Here is an 18,092-nt window from a genome sequence, read left to right as displayed (position 1 = left end):
GGGCCGATGAGGAGCGAGATGCCGCCCGTGACCGTGGTCAAGAGGGTCCGATGAGCGCCACCCTCGACGCGCCACCGCAGCGTCCCCTCGCCAAGGTGAAGACGACCGTCGGGGCGTACGTGGCCCTGACCAAGCCGCGGATCATCGAGCTGCTGCTGGTGACCACCATCCCGGCGATGCTGCTGGCCCAGCGGGGCATCCCGAGCGTGTGGCTGGTGCTGACCACGCTGGTCGGCGGCACCATGGCGGCCGGTAGCGCGAACGCGCTCAACTGCGTGGCCGACGCCGACATCGACGCGGTGATGAAGCGCACCAAGTCCCGGCCGCTGGCCAGGCACGCGGTGCCCACCCGCAACGCGCTGATCTTCGGCATCGTGCTCGGCGTGGCCAGCTTCGGCTGGCTGTGGGCCACCACGAACCTGCTCTCCGCGATCCTGGCGGTGGGCGCGATCCTGTTCTACGTGCTCATCTACACGATGGTGCTCAAGCGCCGCACGGCGCAGAACATCGTGTGGGGCGGCGCGGCCGGGTGCATGCCGGTGGTGATCGGCTGGTCCGCGGTGACCAACTCGGTGGACTGGCCGGCGCTGGTCATGTTCGGCGTGATCTTCTTCTGGACCCCGCCGCACTTCTGGGCGCTGGCCATGAAGTTCAAGGACGACTACGCCGCGGCCGGGGTGCCGATGCTGCCGGTGGTGGCCACCCCGGTGCAGGTGGCCAAGCAGATCGTCATCTACTCCTGGGTGATGGTGGCCTGGTCGCTGCTGCTCGCGCCCGCCACCAGCTGGCTCTACACCGGCGCGGCGGTGCTCGCCGGGGCCTGGTTCCTGCTGCTGGCGCACCGGTTGTACAAGGCGGTGCGGGACGGCGAGCCGGCCAACCCGATGAAGCTGTTCCACATGTCGAACACCTACCTGACCGCGGTGTTCGTGGTGCTCGCGGTGGACTCCGCGATCGGCCTGCCGGTGCTCGGCCTGCCGTTCTGAGCCACCCGTCCGGGCTGTGATCCAGCCGACACGGCCTGACCGCCTGCCGAGGGCGTCCCCGGAGTGTTCGCACTTCGAGGAGGTCCGATGCACCGCAACACCCCCGATTCGGCCGCGGTGGCCGCCGCCGGGATCGCCACCCACGCGTTCAACCATCTGACCGTGGTGGTGCAGGACGTGTGGCGCTTCATAGCCGATCCGGCCTCGGCGGGCATCAATCCCGGCACCATCTACCACCCGATCAGCGCGGTGCTGTACGTGTGGCTGGCCACGGTGGTCTACCGGGGCCGGAACTGGGGGCGGATCGCGATCACCGTGCTGCTCGGCTTCCAGGCGGTCGGCCGGTACTTCGTGTTCCTGGCCTACTCGGACCTGGAGGTGCGGGCGGACCTGGTCTGCGGGTGGGCGCTGTCGGCGTTCGTGCTGGTCCTGCTGTGGGGCCCGGCCCGGCGGCACTTCGCGGCGTGACCACGGCGCGGGCGGGTCAGCGCTGGGTCAGCCTGGTCAGCAGGGCCGAGCGGATGGCCGGCCGGGAGCCGAACAGCAGCAGGAAGGTGGCCTCGCGGACCAGGCGCTGGGCGTCGGAGCCGGGCAGCAGGCTGCGGCTGCCCTGGTGCACCGCGCAGGCGTTCGCCGCGCGCAGGGCCAGTTCCGCGCCCGCGGCGCGGGCCAGCGGCACGTCCTCCGGCGCGGCGGTGTGCAGCTGGGCGCGGGCCGCGTCGAGCTGACCGGGCAGCGCGCCCGCCGCGTCGCCGAGCAGGGTGATCGCGCGGCCGGCGACGCCAAGGGCGAGCGCGCCGTTGAAGCGCTGGGACTCGGCGTCGCCGGTGAGGTGCTCGGCCTGCGGGACGGTGTGCACCACGCGTTCATGCGGCACGAAGTAGCCGTCGAAGGCAAGGGTGACCGTGCGACTGGCCTGGACCGCGAGCAGGTCGAGCGGCTCCACCGACAGGGTGTCGCCTGCCACGGCGTCGAGCAGGGCGAAGACCAGCACGTCCTTCTCGTCGCGTGCGGCCACCTGGAGCAGGTCGACCATGCCCCAGCCGGAGACCCAGGGCGCGCTGCCGTCGAAGCGGTAGCCGCCCTCGACCGGTTCGGCGCGCAGCAGCGGCGGGCCGGGGCGCACCGCCGCGCCGACCGCGATGCCCGCGCGGCGGCGGCCCGCGGTGAGGTCGGCCAGGTAGGTCTCGCGCAGGGCCTGGTTGGCCGAGCGGTCCAGGGCGCGCACCGGGCCGTGGTGTTGCAGCCAGACGAACGTGGTGGTCAGGCAGCCGCCGGCCAGCACCTCCACCAGCCGCAGCACCGAGGAATAGTCCTCAATGTCCAATGTGGACAGACCATAGAAACCGTTGGCGGCCAACAGGTCCAGGTGGCTCGCGGGCACCCGGTCGGCGGTGTCCACCGCGTTCGCCGCCGGGAACAGCACGGTGTCGGCGATCTCCGCGGCCGTGCGCAGCGCCTGGCTCATGACTCTCCCCCGATATTCGGTTGCCCGGCCGATCCGGACTCTGGTCTGCTGCGCAGCCTAGGGCTGCCAGCCCCCGACCTAGGAGATGATCATGCGTCCCTCGTTCGTGTGCCACCGGGAAGGAGTCCCCCTCTACCTCAAGGACACGACGCTTGGCTTCGCACACGATCAACCTCGGCATCCTGGCGCACGTCGACGCCGGTAAGACGAGTCTCACCGAACGGCTGCTGCACACCGCGGGGGTCATCGACCGGATCGGCAGGGTCGACCACGGTGACACCCAGACCGACTCCCTCGCGCTGGAACGCAGGCGCGGCATCACCATCAAGTCCGCCGTGGTGTCCTTCGCCCTCGGCGGGACCACGGTCAACCTGATCGACACCCCCGGCCACCCGGACTTCATCGCCGAGGTGGAGCGGGTGCTCAGCGTGCTCGACGGCGCGGTGCTGGTGGTCTCCGCGGTGGAGGGTGTGCAGGCGCAGACCAGGGTGCTGCTGCGCGCGCTGCGCAGGCTCGGCATCCCGGCGCTGATCTTCGTGAACAAGACCGACCGGCGCGGCGCGGACCCGGCGCGGGTGCTGGGCGAGATCACCGAACGGCTCACCCCCTCCGTGGTGGACATGGCCGCTCGCCCTGCTGACCGCGTGGTGGACGTGCTGTCCCGGCAGGACGACGCCCTGCTGGCCGACTACCTGGCCGACGAGCGCTCGGTGACCTGGCCCCGGCTGCGCGCCGCGCTCACCGAACAGACCAGGCAGGCGCTGGTGCACCCGGTGTACGCCGGGTCGGCGATGACCGGGGCCGGGGTGGACGCCCTGGTCGAAGGCATCCGCGAGTTCCTGCCCGCGGACACCGGCGACCCTGCCGCGCCGGTCTCCGGCACCGTGTTCAAGGTCGACCGCGGCCCGGCCGGGGAGAAGCTGGCCTACCTGCGGCTGTTCGCCGGGACCGTGCGCACCCGCGACCGCCTGGACTTCGGCCGCGGCCGCCAGGGCAAGGTCACCGGGGTCAGCGTGTTCGCCGACGGCACGGCCATCCCCGCGGATGCGGTGGCCGCGGGCCGGATCGGGTTGCTGCGCGGACTGGACGAGATCCGCATCGGCGACCCGGTCGGGCAGCCGCATCCGCGCTCCGAACTGGGCAGGCAGTTCGCGCCGCCGACGCTGGAAACCGTGGTGCTGCCCAGGGATCCGGCCGACCGGGGTGCGCTGCACCTGGCGCTGAGCCAGCTGGCCGAGGCCGATCCGCTGATCAACCTGCGCCGGGACGAGACCCGCCAGGAGATCGCGGTCTCCCTCTACGGCGAGGTGCAGAAGGAGGTCATCGAGGCGACCCTGGCCGAGGAGTACGGCATCGCGGTGGAGTTTCGGGAGACCACCACGATCTGCCTGGAACGCCCGGCCGGCACCGGCACCGCGGTGGAGGTGATGACCAAGGACAAGGAGGTCAACCCGTTCCTGGCCACCATCGGCCTGCGCCTGGAGGCCACACCGCCGGGGTCGGGGGTGCGCTTCGGCTACGAGATCGAGCTGGGCTCGCTGCCGCCGGCCTTCCTCAAGGCGATCGAGGAGACCGTGCACGAGACCCTGCGCCAGGGCCTGCACGGCTGGCCGGTCACCGACTGCGCGGTCACCCTGGTCCGCTCCGGCTACGCGCCGAGGCAGAGCCACGCGCACGCCACCTTCGACAAGAGCATGTCCAGCACCGCGGGCGACTTCCGGCTGCTCACCCCGCTGGTGCTGATGACCGCGCTGCGCCAGGCCGGGACCACCGTGCACGAGCCGCTGCACCGCTTCGAGCTGGACATCCCGGCCGACACCCTGGCCCCGGTCCGGGCCGCGCTCGCGCCGCTGGGCGCGGTGCCGAGGGAGACCACGGCGCACGGCGCCGCCTACCGGTTGGCCGGGGACATCCCGGCGGCCGCGGTGCACGCCCTGCAACGGCAACTGCCCGGCCTGACCCGCGGCGAGGGCGTCTTGGAATGCGTCTTCGCCGGGCACCGGCCGGTGCGCGGACCGGTGCCGGAACGGCCGCGCACCGACCACAACCCGTTGAACCGCAAGGAATACCTACTGTGGGTTTTACGGAGGGTGTAGCCGAACGGCCGATCTTGCCGACCGATCGGTTGAGGTGGTCGCCAGTGCCGGGCGGACAGGCTGGCGGCCACCGCCTCCAGTCGAAAGGTTTTCCTTGATGTCAGGCACCACCCGCCGGGCCGCCGCGCTGCTGCTGGTCACCGCCTCGGCGCTGACCATCGCGGTCGCACCGGCCTCGGCCGCCCCGGAGCCCACACCCGGCTCAGCCGGACTCGGGGACCGGCTGCTGCCGGGCCTGGGCAACGGCGGCTACGACGCCGAGGCGTACACAGTGGACTTCCGGTTCGAGCCGGGCGTGACCACCATGGCCGGGCGCACCACGATGACCGCGCGCGCCACGGCGGGCCTGTCCCGGTTCAACCTGGACTTCGCCGGTGGCGTGGTGCACGAGGTGCGGGTGGACGGCCGCCGCGCCGGGTTCCGCACCGAGGGCGAGGAGCTGGTGGTCACCCCGGCCCGGCCGCTGCGCGCGGGCCGGGTGTTCCGCACCGAGGTTCGCTACACCACCGACCGGTCGGTCAAGCTGCCCTCGCCGGTGGATGAGACCGCGGGCTGGGGCAACACCACCGACGGCGGGTTCGCGCTGTGGGCGCAGCCGGACCGGGCGCACCAGTTCTTCCCGGTCAACGACCACCCCTCGGACAAGGCCAGGTTCACCTACCGGGTGGACGCGCCGGAGGGCTGGACGGTGGTGGCCAACGGGATCCGCACCGGCGAGCGGACCGGCGGCGGGCGCACGGTGGTCACGCACACCACGCTGCACCCGATCACCAGCCAGGTCGCCCAGCTCGCGGTCGGCAAGCTGGACCTGGTAACCGGCGCTGGCCCGCACGGGCTGCCGCTGCGCAGCGCGGTCGCCGCCGGGCACCTGGACCAGGTGCGGCCGGCGCTGGAGAAGATCAGCGGGCACCTGTCCTGGCTGGAGGCCAAGATCGGCCGCCGGTTCCCGCTGGAGACCTACGGGGTGCTGGCCATCGACGGGCACCGGCCGATGCACACCGAGGCCCTGGAGAACCCGACCCTGTCCACCTTCCTGGCCGACGGGCTGGCGAACCTCGCACACGCCGAACCGGTGCTGGTGCACGAGGCCGCGCACCAGTGGTTCGGCAACTCGGTCTCCTTCCGCGGCTACGACGACGTCTGGCTCAGCGAGGGCTTCGCCACCTACTTCGGCCAGCTCTGGGACGAGGAGCACGGCGGCCAGTCCCTGCCCGGCGTGCTGCGCCGGATCTACGGGGCCGACCAGGAGGCCCGCACCGCGCTGGGGTCCATCGTGGTGTCCAAGGACCCGGCGGGGATGTTCGGGCTGGCCAGGGGCGGTGGCGCGCTGGTGGTCTACGCGCTGCGGCAGGCCGCGGGCGAGCAGGCCTTCCAGCGGATCCTGCAGGCCTTCCTGGACCGGTACCGGGACGCCACCGCGAGCACCGCGGACTTCGAGCGGGTGGTCGCCGAGACCGGCGGTCCCGAGGTGGCCGCGGTGCTGCGGGACTGGCTGCACAGCCCGACCACCCCGCCGATGCCGGGCCACCCGGACTGGAAACCGGGCAGTTGAAAGGGACGTACCCGGCCCATCGCGGGCCGGGCACGTCGGGGGATGGCGCGGTCTGCCCAGCGCGGGCCAGGCACGCCAGGGAATGGCGCGGGCGGCCGAGTGCGGGCCGGGGTCAGCGCGGACCGTGCGCCACCGGAGTCAGTCCTGGAGCCCCGCGCCCCAGGAGTCCCGCTGGTGCGCGGCACCGCCCGCGACGAACCACCAATGCTCCAGCCCACCGTTGTCCCCGCGCGCGAACACGGTCAGCTCCTGCCCGCGGTACACCGTGACACTCGGCGTCGCGGTCACCCCGCCACCCCACGAGTCCCGGTGCAGCTGCCCGTCGAACCACCAGTGCTGCAAGCTGTTGTCGCTGCCGCGGGCGAACACGGTGAGGTGGTCGCCGAAGACGACCGCGGCCGGGTTGCCGCTGATGCCCAGCCCCCAGGAGTCGTGGCGCAGGCTCCCGCTGAACCACCAGTGCTTCAGCGAACCGTCCGTGCCCCTGGCGAACACCGTCAGCTCGTTGCGGTAGACCAGCGCGGCCGGGTTGCCCAGGATGCCGGTGCCCCAGGTGTCGCTGTGCAGGCTGCCGTTGAACCACCAGTGCCGCAGGCTGTTGTCGCCGCCGCGGGCGAACACGGTCAGCTCCTCGCCGAACTGGGTGGCCACCGGATCGCCCGCGAGTCCGGTGCCCCAGGTGTCCTGGCGCAGCTGCCCGTCGAACCACCAGTGCTTCAACGAACCGTCGGTGCCCCTGGCGAAGACGGTCAGCTCGCCCTTGTACAGCAACACTGTCGGGTCACCGGCCAGTCCCTCGCCCCACACGTCGTGGTGGAACCGCGTGCCGTCGTGCCACCAGTGCCGTAGCGTGCCGTCCGCGCCCCTGGCGAACACGGTCAGCTGGTCCCGGTAGAGCACCGCGGCCGGTTTGCCCGCGGTCCCCGCGCCCAGCACCTCCCGCTGGGTGGGCTGGCCGGGCGCGTACCACCAGCGGTGCAGCTGGTTGTCGGTGCCACGGCCGAAGAAGTTGAGCTGGTCGCCTGCCGCCAGCGTGGCGGGGCCGTTGCCGGGACCGGGATCCGGGTCGTCGGCGGCGATCCGCTCGCGCACCCAGCCCGCGAGATCGTCCACTCTGGACTCCACCGCCAGGTTGCGCTGCTCGGTCTCGCCGAGGCAGCCGCGCTGCCAGGAGGTGTGGTGCACGGCCACCAGCTCGGCCCGGCCGTCCCGCTTTCGGAACGCGGGACCGCCCGAGTCTCCCTTGCACACACCGGTGTTCGCGCCGTCGCCGGTGAGGTCCACCGTGGTCGCGCCGACCGCGCTCACCGTGAACGGCGCGGCGTGCAGCCGGTCCGGGGTCCACTCGGTGGCGGTGCGGCCGAACCCGGCCACGCTCACCTTCTCCCCCGCCGCCGGCGCACCGCCGATCGGCACCACCGGCACGTCCAGGACCCGGTGCGCCAGCTTGGCCAGCACCACGTTCCGGTCCGCCCGCGGCACCAGGTAGGCCACGCCGAGGACCTGGCCGCCGGTCTGGGACAGCGCGGTCCGGCCGACCGTGGCCCGCGCGGGCTTGCCCGGCGGGCCGGGCCGCAGGGTCTCCCCCGGCTCGAAGGTGAAACAGGAGGCGGCGGTGAGCACCCACTGCGGGTCGACGAGCGCGCCGGAGCAGGCGCGAGCCCCGTCACCGGTGTCCAGCTTGACGGTGAACCGGTGGCCGCCGTCGGGCACCGGAGCGCCGCTGACCGCGTGCGCGGCCGGCGCGGCCAGCAGCGCGATCAGCACGGCGAGCAGTCCGGCGCGTAGCCGGGTGGTCGAGGACATGCGGGACTCTCCCCCAGTTGTTCGGTCAACGACCTCAACCTCGCACCCGCGGCCAGGGCGCGCAGCAGCCGCACGGCCGAACCACCAGCCACCGGCCGGGTGCGTGGTGACCAGTACTTCTGTCCTGTCCCCCGGTTTGGGCCGCGCCTGCCGGCGGTAGGCCTGCTTCGGGCAGACCGGTGGAGGAGGCGCGATGACCGAGCAGCCGTGGCGGGAGCGGTGGGACGAGGTGGCGGGCACCAGGGTGCGCAGCCTGACCGCGGGCGAGCGCGGCCCGGTGGTGGTGCTGGTGCCGGGACTGGGCGCGCTGGGCTACCTGCACGACACCCTGGCCGGCTGCGGCGCGTGGGCGCGGGCCTTCCTGCTGGACGTGCCGGGCTTCGGCGAGCGCGGCCCGCTGGCCTGTCCGGCCGAGCTGGGCGCGGTGGCCGGCACGGTGGCCGCCTGGCTGGACGTGCCGGGCGAACCGGTGGTGCTCGTCGGGCACTCCACCGGCGCGCAGGCCGCGCTGCGGGCGGCGGTGGACCGGCCGGACCGGGTGCGGTCCCTGGTGCTGCTGGGCCCGACCTTCCCGCCGGAGCAGCGCAGGCTGCCCGGGCTCTTCCGCGGCTACCTGCGCAGCTCCCGGCACGAACCGCTCGGGCTGCTCCCGGTGACCGCGCCCTACTACCTGCGCGGCGGGCCCCGCCGGATCGCCCGGTTCGTCCGCTCCGCCCAGCGGGACCGGCCGGAACAGTTGATCACCCGCGTTGGCTGCCCGGTGCTGCTGGCCCGCGGCGAACAGGACGGCTTCGCCCCGCAGGACTGGCTCGACCGGCTCGCCGCCGCCGCGCCGGACGCGGTGTCCCGCACCCTGCCCGGCGCGCACGCCTTCCCCTACGGCCAGGGCGGCCTGACCTCCCGGTTGATCGCCGAGGCCGCACTGGATCGGAACAGTGACCTGCCGGGACCGGACGGGCGGTTGCGCTAGTCCGGTCCGGGTATCTCCGCAGACACGCCGGAGGGCCCGGCTGGGCGAAGGGCGGCGGTCTGGATGGAGCTTCGGTTCGAGGAGGACGACGAGCCGGTGCGCGCGGCGCGGCACTACCTCCGGCGGGTCGCCGCCGCGCTCGGGTTGCGCGGGGACTGCCTGTGCGTGGAGCAGGAGCGCCCGGTCAGCGTGTACCTGCCGCTGGAGGAGCGGCTACCGGACTTCCCCGGCCGCGATGTCGCCCTGCTGTGGGCGGAGGACCGCGGCTGGGCGGTCGCGGTGGAGACCCGCTGCGGCGCGGACCTCGAGGTGGTGGCCCGCCTGGACGGTGAGCACCGGCCACCACCGCGCGCGGTGGCCGGCTGGGTGCGCCGCCTCTGCCACAACGGCGCGACGTTTCCGGCCACCCGCGCCGGTGGCGCCGCGGCCCGCTGAAAGCGCCGTATATCTAGGTTTTCCGGTCGGGTACGGCCGAATGCGTGCACCGTGGAATCACCCTGGTATGCCGATGAGCGGAAGCGGTTTACTCCAAGAGGAGTCAGCGACCGGGAGGCAGCACGTGAGCACCGAATCACCGATTCAGGACGCCAACCTCGGCAAAGCGTTCGACGCGCTCGACATCACCAGGGACGGCATCATCACCGCCGAGGACTTCGACGCGCTGGCCACGCAGCTGGCCGACCGGCTCGCCCCGGGGGCGGACGAACACCGCAGGGAGAACATCACCTCCGCCTTCCGCGGCTGGTGGGCGCAGATCGAACGGGACGCCGACTCCGACAATGACGGACAAGTCAGCAGAGAGGAGTTCATCGCGGCCACCGAACGTGGCCTGGCGGAAAACCCGAACTATTTGGACGAGGCTTATCTCAAGGTCGCCGAATCGGCGTTCGAGGCGCTCGACCGGGACGGCGACGGACAGGTCGACCGCGGGGAGTACATCGAGCTGTACCTCGCCGCGGACGTCAGCGCCGACATCGCGGGCGCGGCATTCGACCGGATCGATGAGAACGGTGACGGCGTGATCGACTACGCCGAGTTCCTGGCAGCCCTGCGGGAGCTGTTCACCAGCTCCGATCCCGATGCCCCCGGGACCGGGCTGCTGGGCTGAACGCCGCGCGGTGACGGCCTCGCCCCGGCGCGATCCGCCACGGACGAGGCCGTCCGCCCGCCAGGCCGGCTGGTCCGGGCCACCGTCTCAGTCCGCCGCGCTGAGCAGGTTCCGCTCGCGCACGGCCGCCAGGGACAGCGTCTTGTAGCCCTGCTCGTCGAACAGCACGGTCAGCCGGTCCCCTTCGGTGGAGACCACCACGCCGGGCCCCCACTCCCGGTGCGCCACCGCGCTGTTGGGCGGGAACTCCGGGTCTTGCGCCGGTCGCGGTTCGGCCAGGCCGCTCAGGCAGTTGTCACAGGCGCGGCAGCCGCCGTCGTGCCCTTCGCCGAAGTAGCCGAGCAGGTACTGGCGGCGGCAGCCGGTGGTCTCGGCGTAGCCGCTCATCATCCGCACCCGGGACCGCAGCAGCCGCTGCCGCGCTTCCGCCGTGGCCGTGGCCTTGGCCACCGCCTGCTCCGGTGTCAGCCCGGGGTCGGCGTACTCGACGTGGCCGTCCGCGCCAGTGCTGACCGCCCCGGCCTCCTCCAGCAGGTTGACTGCCCTGGTGCGCCGGGCCGGCGGCAGTTCCGCGGGCTCGCCGGGCGGCAGCGGGCCGTCGTGGTCCTCGATCGCCCGAGCCACCTCGGCCAGGGTGTCCTGCGGCGGCGGGCTGCTGGTCAGGAACCGTTGCAGGGCAGCGTCTTGCGGGCGGTGGAACAGGACGACCTCGGCGGGCTCGTCGTCCCGGCCGGCCCGCCCGATCTGCTGGTAGTAGGAGTCCACCGACTCCGGCATCGCCGCGTGCAGCACGAACCGCACGTCGGGCAGGTCGATGCCCATGCCGAAGGCCGAGGTCGCCACCACCACGTCCAACTCCCCCGCGGTGAACCGCTCCTGCACCCGGTCGCGGTCGGCCGCCTTCATCCCGGCGTGGTACCCGGCGGCCCGGACCCCGGCCGCGGCCAGGTCGGCGGCGTACTGCTCGGCGTCCTTGCGGCTGGCCGTGTAGACCAGTCCTCGGCCACGCACCGGCTCGGCCGCCCTGGCCAGGACCGCGGCCCGCCGGGTGGCCTCGTCGGCGCAGCGCCGCACGGACAGGTGCAGGTTGGGCCGGTCGAAGCTGGTGACCACCTCGCGGTGCTCGCGCAGGCCGAGGCGCTGCGCGATGTCCGCGCGCACCGGTGGGGCCGCGGTGGCAGTCAGGGCGAGCACCCTCGGCCGTCCGAGCCGGGCGATGACCGGGGCCAGCCGCAGGTAGTCCGGCCGGAAGTCGTGGCCCCAGGCCGAGACGCAGTGCGCCTCGTCAACCACGAACAGCGACACCCCCAGCCCGGCCAGCTCGGCCACCAGGTCGTCCTTGGCCAGCTGCTCGGGCGCGAGGAACAGGTACTCGGCCTCGCCCGCGCGCAGCGACCGCCAGGCCTGCTCCCGCTCGGCGGCCCGCAGCGCGGAGTTCACCGCCACCGCCGCCGGAGCCCCGCTGCCGGCGATGCCGTCCACCTGGTCGCGCTGCAGGGCGATCAGCGGCGAGACCACCACGGTCGGCCCGTCCAGCAGCAGCGCGGGCACCTGGTAGATCGCGGACTTGCCAGCGCCGGTGGGCAGCACCGCGAGCACGTCGTGCCCGGCCATCAGCGACGCCATCGCGCGCAGCTGCTCCGGTCGCAGCTCCGGCCAGCCGAACTTCTCCGCGGCCACCCTGCTCAGCTCGTCCTCGTGCTCGGCTGAGGTGGTCACCGGCGGGCCCGCTCCCGCCGCCGCGGCCGAGGAGCCATGGCCGCCGTGCACCGGTGGCACAGCCGCAGCAGCTGATCCCGCGCCTCCGCCGACTGGGTCAGCCACACCGCGTCCGGCCAGACCACGTGCGGGAACGGCGCCAGCTGGGACCGTCGCAGCGCCAGCCCGCACACCGTCTGGTTGGTCCGCGGCCACCAGGCGTGCACGTCACCGGCTGGCAGCCGGACGCCGTCCTCGCCGGTCCACTCGCGGGAGGCCGCCACCGCGGCGAGTCCGGGAGCCATCGGCGCCCGCCGTCAGGACCGCTGGTGGCGGGCGGCCTGTTCGTGCACACCCTGATGCGGCGGCGCGCTGGGTTCCGCGCCGGTGCCCGAGCCCACGGGGGATCCGCCACTGGGCGGCGGGGCCTGTTCCGGCTGCCGCCGCTGGTCGCCGCCGGAGGGGCGCGCGCCCGCGTCCAGCTCGGCCAGCCGGGCGTCGAAGACGGCCAGCACGGCCGGACGGTTCGCGTGCGCCGTCTCGTACTCGCGCAAGGTGGCCAGCTGCGGCCGGTCCAGTGCCCTGATCCGGTGGTTCAGGCTGCCCTGCGGCAGGTGGTCGTAGTCGGGCAGCGGCAGCTCGGCGTGCTCGGACATGGTCGCTCCTTCCCGGGTACGCGGTGCGTTCCGGCTACCCCCGCGCCGACCGGGCAAACGGCACGCCGCGGGAGTTGATCGCGGCAGAACGGGCACTCCCCGCCCATGCGACTTCTCCAGGCACCCCTGATGGACAACTCGGCCGCGCTGCTCGTCGAGGGCTACGCCTGGCTGCCGGACCGGCTGCGCGAGTCCGACGGCGCGGTCGTGCACACCCGGCTGATGGGCCAGCCCACGGTCTGCCTCACCGGCCCCGAGGCGGCCCGGTTCTTCTACGACGAGCACAACATCCGCAGGCAGACCGCCATCCCCGGCCCGGTGCGGAGCACCCTGTTCGGCCGCGGCGCGGTGCACACCCTGGACGGCGACGAGCACCGCTGCCGCAAGAACCTGTTCCTCTCCGTGGTCGGCCCGGACACCGCCGCCGACCTGGTCGAACACGCCATCACCGCCTGGAAGCAGGAGACCGGCTCCTGGCGGAGCGGCCAGCGGATCGTGTTGTTCGAGGCCGCCGCCAGGGTGCTCACCCAGGGCGTCTGCCGCTGGGCCGGGATACCGCTGACCGAGGCCGAGACGCCCGCCGTGGCCCGCGACCTGACCGCCATGGTCGACGGCTTCGCCACCCCCGGTCCCCGGCACTGGCGGGCCCGGCGCGCCCGCGCCCGCCAGGAGGAACGGCTGGGGCAGCTGGTGACCCAGGTCCGCGCGGGTTCGGCACCAGCTCTGCCCGGCTCCGCGCTGCTGGCCGTGGCGAGCCACCGGGACGCCGACGGGCAGCCGCTGGACCCGCGGCTGGCCGCGGTGGAGCTGCTCAACATCATCCGGCCGACCGTCGCGGTCAGCTGGTTCGTCACCTTCGCCGGGCACGCCCTGCACCGCTGGCCGCAGCACCGGGAACCGCTGCGCGCGGGCGAACCGGGCTACGCCACCGCGTTCGCCCAGGAGCTGCGCCGCTTCTACCCCTTCGCCCCGTTCCTCGGCGGCCGCGCCGCCCGCGACCTCACCTGGCAGGGCGAGACCATCCCGGCCGGGGCGCTGGTGCTGCTGGACCTCTACGGCCAGAACCACGACCCCCGGCTCTGGCCCGACCCCTACCGGTTCGACCCGGCCCGCTTCCTCGACCGGACGATCGGCGAGTTCGAACTCGTCCCGCAGGGCGCGGGCGATCCGCGCACCGGTCACCGGTGCCCCGGCGAGGCGTTCACCCTCGGGCTGCTGGAGGCGCTGGTGACCCGGCTGGCCCGGGCCGACTACCGGGTGCCGCCCCAGGACCTGCGGATATCGCTGCGCCGGGTGCCCGCGCTGCCCGCCAGCCGGTTCCTGCTGATCCCCGGCTGAGCGGGACACAGTCCCTTCGGCGGCTGGGTTGCCCGCCGAGGGGTTCCTAGGATCCGGGTTCATGCAGCTACGTCGTCGTTTCCGGGTCAGGCGAACCGGAGCCCTCGTGCTGGCCGCCGCCCTGTCGGTGTCGATGGCGGGCACGGCCGCCGCCGCGCCCGCCGGGTGGGGCTCGCCGGTCTCCCTCGCGCCGATCGACCCGCAGCAGTGGGAGAACCCCGCTGACATGACGTGGTCGGACTACAAGAAGCCGCCGGGCACCGACTGGGCGAACCCGGCGCGCAAGCCGACCAAGCGGATGTTCAAGGGCGCGCTCGTCCTCGTCGACTACCCCGACCAGCCCTTCGCGGTCACCCAGCCGCCGAAGTCCACCGTCTTCGGCAACCCCACCCAGCTGGCCAACAACATCCCGCGCGCCCAGGTCGCGCAGTTCTACCAGGACTTCCTCAACAAGCCCGGCAAGATCAACAACGGGCACACCATCAACGAGTACTGGATGGAGGACTCCGGCGGCCGCTTCGGCGTCGACCTCAAGGCCTTCGGCGCGTACCAGCTGCCCGGCAAGTCCTACGAGTACGCGATGGAGTTCCAGGGCTCCGGCGCCTGCCCGGCCGGGTCCAGCTGCAACAAGGACCTGCGCACCGACGCGGGCAAGGCCTGGCGCGAGGACGTCGGCACCGAGGTGCCCAAGGGCTTCGACTTCGTCTTCTTCCTCTCCGCGGGACAGGACGAGTCGGGCACCTGGCAGGAGTTCGGGCCGATGATGTTCGCCAAGAAGGAGGACGTGCCGGACTCCTTCGGCCCGCCCGACCCCAACCTGCCGAACTGGGCGAAGACCCGCTACGTGGAGTGGACCTCGTGGAAGGCCGCGGCCTCCATCTGGCCCAACGCCGGCGGCGGCTCCTCCACCCAGGCGGAGAGCTCGGGGCAGGGCGTGTACGCGCACGAGTTCAGCCACATCCTGGGCATCGGCGACAACTACAACAACCCCTTCGGCAACCCGCCGGTGCGTGCCTACAGCGGCCCGTGGGACATGCTCAGCCGCGGCACCTTCAACGGTCCCGGCGGCACCCACACCCGCTGGTTCATCCCGCCGACGGCCGGGGCGTCCATGGGCGCGCAGCACATGCTGCGCAACAAGATGAAGCTCGGCATCGTCGACGAGGCGCACGTGCTGCGGCTGGACCGCGGCACGCTGACCACCTCCGGCCTCGCGGTGGCCACGGTGACCGCCCGCGCGGCGCAGCCGGGACCCGGCGGGCTGGCCGGGATCAACGTGGTCATGCCCGGCGGGGACAAGGCCCCGGCGTGCAGCCAGGCCAAGGATCCGCTCTGCGACGGCCGCGGCTACCAGAACTACACCCTGGAGGTCGTGGACCGGATGGGGTCGGACTCCTTCACCCCGGACAGCGGCGTGCTGCTGGCCAAGACGAAGAACGCCGACGCCGCCCCGTTCAAGTGGGTCATCGACGCCAACCCGCAGGACATCAACCTGGTCGACTACTACAAGCCGGACGGCACCCCGGTGAAGGTCACCGTGGGCGATCCGCGCCAGCTGGCTGACGCGCTGCTCAAGGCGGGCACCGGGTCCAAGTCGATCTACGAGTACACCGACCCGCACAACCGGCTGCACTTCTACGTGCTCGACATCAAGCGGGACGCCCAGGGCGTGCTCTCCTACACCGTCGCGGTCCGCTCCCTCGACGGCGCGGGCCCGCACACCAGGGGCGTGAAGCTGGACAACGCCCGCACCGGCTGGGTCGGGCACCGCGGCGCGACCGCGTGCTCGTTCCCGCTGACCAACACCGGCAAGGCCAGTGGCACCCCGGCCGCGCACCTGCGCTCGGACGTCTACCGGCTCAAGGCCGAGGTCAGCGGCGCGGGCTGGCAGGTCCAGCTGCCCAACGCGCTGGCCACGGCGAAGTTCGGCGAGAAGGCGGACGTGGCGGTCAACGTGGAGCGCACCACCGCGAAACCGGTCGAGCCCGCCACGGTCAAGCTGACCGCGACCTCGGAGTCCGACCCGAGCAAGACCGCGACGGCGACGTGCACCGTCCTGTCCTGATCCTGCTCACCGCACTGGTGGTGGCGGGCTGCGCGAGCACGCCCGCCACCACCGCCGCGCCGGTGAAACTGCTCGTCCGGGACGGGGCGATGCGCGAGGTGGGCGCCGAGTGCTCCGGCACCGGCGCCTACCAGGCCATCCACCCCAAGGCCGGCTACCGCGTGCAGGACGCCGGGGGCAGGCAGCTGGCCGAGGGCACGCTGCCGCCGGGCAAGGCGGTCAAGGCCATCGAGGAGCAGCTGGACGTGCCGAGGGAGCCCACGTTCTGTCAGGTCGAGTTCACCGCCGAGCTGCCGGCCGCCGACGGCTACCGGCTGCTGGTCGGCGACCTGCCGCCGATCGAGCTGGCCCGCGACCCGAGTCTGGGCGAGCGGGCGCCCCTGGTGGGATTGACCACGTGAGAACCGTCCTCGTCCTGCTGCTGGCGGCGCTGCTGACCGCCTGCACCGCGACCCCGCCGCCCGCGCGCGGCGGGGCCTCCGCACTGCCCGGCCCGCTGCCGCCGGGGGTCACCTTCCGCCCGCCGCCCCCGGAGGCGGGCGCCGCCCCCGACTTCACCGTGCCACTCACCGACGGCACCAAGGTCACCGCCTCCACGCTGTGGAAGGACCGGCCGCTGGTGGTGGTGTTCTTCAGCTCCTGGTGCGCCAAATGCGGCACTGAGCAGCGCAAACTCACCGAGCTTGCGAACACCTACAAGGACAAGGTGATCTTCCTCGGAGTCGCGGCCAGGGACACCGAGGCGGACCTGCGCGGCTACCTGGAGCAGCACCAGGTGCCCTACCCGGTCGGCCACGACGACCAGCAGCAGACCGTCGGCCGGAGCTACGCCGTGGCCGAACCGCCGCTGCTGGCCGTCATCGCCCCCGGCGGCACCCTGGTCAAAGGCCTGACCTCGGCGAACGCCGTGGAGACCGCGGTGAGGGAACTGCTGGGCTGAGCCGCGCTCAGGGCTGGGTGCGCAGCTCCAGCAGGGTCCCGCCGTCGCCGTTGTTGACCGGGTTCCACCGGTTCGGCGTGATGGGCGAGGTGCTGGTGACGTCCTTGACCCGCACCGTGACCGACCCGCGATGGCTGTCGCCCTTGACCGAGTACACCTCGGGAATGTCCATGCTGACAAATCCGGCACCCGGTCCCGCCGCGAAACAGATCGGGTCGGTGAATGCGGAACTGCTGAGCACGATCTGGTTGGCGTGCCCCGGCACGCAGGTGGTCAGCAGAATGACCCCGTTTCCTTTGAGTAGCCGAATACCGCGCTCGGCGAAAATCTTGTCCGCGCCCGGATAGGCGTAGTCCTCCTCCACCGGCGGCGGGTTGTCCGCCGCCACGGCGGTCCCGGCCGTGCCTAGGATTGTGCCGGAGACAACCATGGCCACGGAATAGGCCAACCGCAGTAATGCGCTCATGACAAATGTCCTCAAATTCTCTGGATGGAGGTAATAGAGCTTTTTGCCCCATCGCGAACCGATACTGACTTCATTATGAAAGCTATAACACGTGCAGCCGTCCTGGCGACGGCGCTGACCATGGGCGCGGGTTTGCTGGCGCCACTACCGGTGAATGCCGCACCGGCCCCGACCCATTCCCGAGCGGAAGTGCTGGCCGCCTACCGGGCCGGCGGCCAGGTCACCGCGCGGGCCGCCGAGGCGGCGCTGCTGGGCAGCGAGGAGGACGTGCGGCGCTTCCTCACCGAGCAGCGTCCGGTGGCCGCCGAGCACGACGCCCGGATCGAGGTCACCCGGCTGCTGGCCGCCTCCGGACCCGCCATGCGGGCGGCGGCCGACACCGCGCTCAACGGCGGGATGGCCGAGCTGCGGGCCTTCCTGGACTCCGGCTGGCAGCAGCCGCACCGCAACGACCAGCGCAGGCTGGTCAACCAGCTGATCGCCCGCGGCGGCACCCAACTGGCCAAGGCGGGGCAGGCCGCACTCAACGGCACCGACGCCGACGTCGAGGCGTTCCTGTCCACCGGCCGGGCGGTCGCCGAGGACCAGGACAACCGGATCCGGGTCAACAAGATCCTGGCCGCGGCCAAGGAGGGTTCTGCGGTCCACGTCACCGCCCAGCGCGCCCTGGACGGCGGCGCTGAGGACATCCGGGAGTTCCTGCGCAGCGGCTGGCAGGTCGCGGTGCAGCGGGACGAGGAGACGCTGACCGTCGCCGGGCTGGCCGAGCTGGCCGCCGACGCCCAGGTCAGGGCCGCTGAGCAGACCGACCTCGCCAAGGACAACGCCGACCAGGCGCTGGCCGCCGCGCGCAAGGCCAAGGAGGCCGCCGAGCGGGCTGCCGCCGAGACCGCCGCGGCCCAGGGCGACGCGCGCAAGGCCGCGCAGGCGGCCGGCCGGGCGG

At 72.9% G+C, this 18,092-nt stretch carries 18 protein-coding genes; 12 read left to right on the top strand and 6 right to left on the bottom strand.

The genetic code is table 11. The features are described from left to right. Window positions 1–50 precede the first annotated feature (50 nt). Together ACWDY5_RS30480 and ACWDY5_RS30475 are read left to right on the top strand one after the other, a co-directional pair. Complete coding sequence (locus ACWDY5_RS30480; RefSeq protein WP_449725589.1) at window positions 51–986, top strand: heme o synthase; 936 nt, start codon at window positions 51–53, stop codon at window positions 984–986. Between the two features lie 87 nt (window positions 987–1,073). After that, entirely contained in the window at window positions 1,074–1,454 is a 381-nt protein-coding gene (locus tag ACWDY5_RS30475; RefSeq protein ID WP_449725588.1) for a hypothetical protein, read from the top strand. Between the two features lie 16 nt (window positions 1,455–1,470). On the opposite strand, the gene ACWDY5_RS30470 is transcribed toward ACWDY5_RS30475, so the two are convergent. Further along, a complete protein-coding gene (locus ACWDY5_RS30470; protein WP_449725587.1) occupies window positions 1,471–2,454 on the bottom strand; it encodes an acyl-CoA dehydrogenase family protein in 984 nt (327 codons plus the stop codon). 152 nt (window positions 2,455–2,606) lie between these two features. Between ACWDY5_RS30470 and ACWDY5_RS30465 the strand changes: the two genes are divergently transcribed. Next, window positions 2,607–4,550 carry a GTP-binding protein gene (locus ACWDY5_RS30465; protein WP_449725586.1) on the top strand — a complete coding sequence of 648 codons (1,944 nt, stop codon included), beginning with the start codon at window positions 2,607–2,609 and terminating at the stop codon, window positions 4,548–4,550. Between the two features lie 97 nt (window positions 4,551–4,647). Further along, window positions 4,648–6,102, top strand: coding sequence for a M1 family metallopeptidase (locus ACWDY5_RS30460; protein ID WP_449725585.1), 1,455 nt, complete (start codon window positions 4,648–4,650; stop codon window positions 6,100–6,102). 138 nt (window positions 6,103–6,240) lie between these two features. On the opposite strand, the gene ACWDY5_RS30455 is transcribed toward ACWDY5_RS30460, so the two are convergent. Beyond that, a complete protein-coding gene (locus ACWDY5_RS30455) occupies window positions 6,241–7,908 on the bottom strand; it encodes a trypsin-like serine protease (protein WP_449725584.1) in 1,668 nt (555 codons plus the stop codon). Window positions 7,909–8,101: 193 nt separating this feature from the next. On the opposite strand from ACWDY5_RS30455, the gene ACWDY5_RS30450 reads away from it, so the two are divergent. The 3 genes from ACWDY5_RS30450 to ACWDY5_RS30440 all read left to right on the top strand — a co-directional run bounded on the left by ACWDY5_RS30450 (window position 8,102) and on the right by ACWDY5_RS30440 (window position 9,986). After that, the gene (locus tag ACWDY5_RS30450) at window positions 8,102–8,878 is read left to right on the top strand and encodes an alpha/beta fold hydrolase (protein ID WP_449725583.1); all 777 of its coding nucleotides are present in this window, start codon (window positions 8,102–8,104) and stop codon (window positions 8,876–8,878) included. 63 nt (window positions 8,879–8,941) lie between these two features. Further along, window positions 8,942–9,313 carry a DUF6292 family protein gene (locus ACWDY5_RS30445; RefSeq protein ID WP_449725582.1) on the top strand — a complete coding sequence of 124 codons (372 nt, stop codon included), beginning with the start codon at window positions 8,942–8,944 and terminating at the stop codon, window positions 9,311–9,313. Window positions 9,314–9,437: 124 nt separating this feature from the next. Then, the gene (locus ACWDY5_RS30440; RefSeq protein ID WP_449725581.1) at window positions 9,438–9,986 is read left to right on the top strand and encodes an EF-hand domain-containing protein; all 549 of its coding nucleotides are present in this window, start codon (window positions 9,438–9,440) and stop codon (window positions 9,984–9,986) included. 87 nt (window positions 9,987–10,073) lie between these two features. On the opposite strand, the gene ACWDY5_RS30435 is transcribed toward ACWDY5_RS30440, so the two are convergent. The 3 genes from ACWDY5_RS30435 to ACWDY5_RS30425 are packed head-to-tail and all read right to left on the bottom strand — an operon-like array spanning window position 10,074 to window position 12,340. After that, window positions 10,074–11,705: a RecQ family ATP-dependent DNA helicase gene (locus ACWDY5_RS30435; protein ID WP_449725580.1), complete on the bottom strand. Its 1,632-nt coding sequence runs from the start codon at window positions 11,703–11,705 to the stop codon at window positions 10,074–10,076. Further along, a complete protein-coding gene (locus ACWDY5_RS30430; protein ID WP_449725579.1) occupies window positions 11,702–11,989 on the bottom strand; it encodes a hypothetical protein in 288 nt (95 codons plus the stop codon). Before ACWDY5_RS30430 ends, ACWDY5_RS30435 begins: the two co-directional genes overlap by 4 nt. Window positions 11,990–12,001: 12 nt before the next feature. Next, a complete protein-coding gene (locus ACWDY5_RS30425; RefSeq protein ID WP_449725578.1) occupies window positions 12,002–12,340 on the bottom strand; it encodes a hypothetical protein in 339 nt (112 codons plus the stop codon). 105 nt (window positions 12,341–12,445) lie between these two features. Between ACWDY5_RS30425 and ACWDY5_RS30420 the strand changes: the two genes are divergently transcribed. The 4 genes from ACWDY5_RS30420 to ACWDY5_RS30405 all read left to right on the top strand — a co-directional run bounded on the left by ACWDY5_RS30420 (window position 12,446) and on the right by ACWDY5_RS30405 (window position 16,683). After that, entirely contained in the window at window positions 12,446–13,678 is a 1,233-nt protein-coding gene (locus ACWDY5_RS30420; RefSeq protein WP_449725577.1) for a cytochrome P450, read from the top strand. 61 nt (window positions 13,679–13,739) lie between these two features. Next, window positions 13,740–15,743 (top strand): M6 family metalloprotease domain-containing protein, encoded by a 2,004-nt coding sequence (locus ACWDY5_RS30415; RefSeq protein WP_449725576.1) that lies wholly within the window; start codon window positions 13,740–13,742, stop codon window positions 15,741–15,743. Continuing rightward, a complete protein-coding gene (locus ACWDY5_RS30410) occupies window positions 15,725–16,144 on the top strand; it encodes a hypothetical protein (RefSeq protein ID WP_283664812.1) in 420 nt (139 codons plus the stop codon). The genes ACWDY5_RS30415 and ACWDY5_RS30410 overlap by 19 nt, the downstream gene beginning before the upstream one ends. After that, window positions 16,141–16,683 carry a TlpA family protein disulfide reductase gene (locus tag ACWDY5_RS30405; RefSeq protein ID WP_449725575.1) on the top strand — a complete coding sequence of 181 codons (543 nt, stop codon included), beginning with the start codon at window positions 16,141–16,143 and terminating at the stop codon, window positions 16,681–16,683. The genes ACWDY5_RS30410 and ACWDY5_RS30405 overlap by 4 nt, the downstream gene beginning before the upstream one ends. Before the next feature lie 7 nt (window positions 16,684–16,690). Here the strand turns inward: ACWDY5_RS30405 and ACWDY5_RS30400 are convergent, their stop codons facing one another. After that, window positions 16,691–17,149, bottom strand: coding sequence for a hypothetical protein (locus ACWDY5_RS30400; RefSeq protein ID WP_449725574.1), 459 nt, complete (start codon window positions 17,147–17,149; stop codon window positions 16,691–16,693). Between the two features lie 120 nt (window positions 17,150–17,269). Between ACWDY5_RS30400 and ACWDY5_RS30395 the strand changes: the two genes are divergently transcribed. Continuing rightward, window positions 17,270–18,092, top strand: an 823-nt coding sequence (locus tag ACWDY5_RS30395) for an ALF repeat-containing protein (protein WP_449725573.1), incomplete at its 3' end; no start/stop codon positions are given.

The organism is Crossiella sp. NPDC003009 (assembly GCF_053591555.1).
This window is presented reverse-complemented; position numbering and strand designations above follow the sequence as displayed.

Bases quoted from the DNA above. Each gene is read 5' to 3' on its own strand.
- ACWDY5_RS30475 (WP_449725588.1), top strand. From the start codon at position 1,074: ATGCACCGCAACACCCCCGATTCGGCCGCGGTGGCCGCCGCCGGGATC.
- ACWDY5_RS30430 (WP_449725579.1), bottom strand. From the start codon at position 11,989: ATGGCTCCCGGACTCGCCGCGGTGGCGGCCTCCCGCGAGTGGACCGGC.
- ACWDY5_RS30455 (WP_449725584.1), bottom strand. From the start codon at position 7,908: ATGTCCTCGACCACCCGGCTACGCGCCGGACTGCTCGCCGTGCTGATC.
- ACWDY5_RS30450 (WP_449725583.1), top strand. From the start codon at position 8,102: ATGACCGAGCAGCCGTGGCGGGAGCGGTGGGACGAGGTGGCGGGCACC.
- ACWDY5_RS30400 (WP_449725574.1), bottom strand. From the start codon at position 17,149: ATGAGCGCATTACTGCGGTTGGCCTATTCCGTGGCCATGGTTGTCTCC.
- ACWDY5_RS30470 (WP_449725587.1), bottom strand. From the start codon at position 2,454: ATGAGCCAGGCGCTGCGCACGGCCGCGGAGATCGCCGACACCGTGCTG.
- ACWDY5_RS30480 (WP_449725589.1), top strand. From the start codon at position 51: ATGAGCGCCACCCTCGACGCGCCACCGCAGCGTCCCCTCGCCAAGGTG.
- ACWDY5_RS30415 (WP_449725576.1), top strand. From the start codon at position 13,740: ATGCAGCTACGTCGTCGTTTCCGGGTCAGGCGAACCGGAGCCCTCGTG.
- ACWDY5_RS30420 (WP_449725577.1), top strand. From the start codon at position 12,446: ATGCGACTTCTCCAGGCACCCCTGATGGACAACTCGGCCGCGCTGCTC.
- ACWDY5_RS30425 (WP_449725578.1), bottom strand. From the start codon at position 12,340: ATGTCCGAGCACGCCGAGCTGCCGCTGCCCGACTACGACCACCTGCCG.
- ACWDY5_RS30460 (WP_449725585.1), top strand. From the start codon at position 4,648: ATGTCAGGCACCACCCGCCGGGCCGCCGCGCTGCTGCTGGTCACCGCC.
- ACWDY5_RS30445 (WP_449725582.1), top strand. From the start codon at position 8,942: ATGGAGCTTCGGTTCGAGGAGGACGACGAGCCGGTGCGCGCGGCGCGG.